The sequence below is a fragment of the Mycobacterium sp. IDUB_1 genome (assembly GCF_055419625.1).
In genome coordinates this window covers 1-389 of the sequence record NZ_JBVAYA010000015.1, presented here as the reverse complement: position 1 = coordinate 389, position 389 = coordinate 1, and the positions used below count along the sequence as shown (strand labels likewise).

Annotated in this window: 1 pseudogene; it reads right to left on the bottom strand. The window is 72.0% G+C overall.

Annotated elements, in window-relative coordinates:
* Window positions 1-389, bottom strand: a pseudogene (locus tag ACZYYX_RS29450) (HNH endonuclease); the annotation flags it as partial.

Sequence of the window (389 nt, the reverse complement as noted above, 5' to 3'; positions counted from 1 at the left end):
GTAGTCGGCGCTGTGGTGGCCGTCGGTGTTGGTGGTGGTGACGTGCCAGCCGGGTGCTTCCTTGGCGTAGTTGCAGGCTGCGCAGGTGCCCAGCCCGTTGAGCGCTGAGGTGGGGCCACCCTCGCGGGCGGGGGTGGCGTGGTCGCGGTGCCGTATCGGGGCGTCGCAGTAGGGGGTGCGACAGGTCTGGTCGCGCAGCCCGATGAACATCGCCAACCCGGCCGGAAAGCGGCGGGCCCGTGATTCCATCGCGACCAGTTGCCCGCTCGACGGGTGGCGGTAGAGCCGCCGCAGCGTGGCTTTCGCGGCCTGGTCGGTGACGACATCCGACACCAGGTCACGCACGACCGCGGCCGGCACCGGGCCGTAGCCCTCGATCCAGCCGGGGC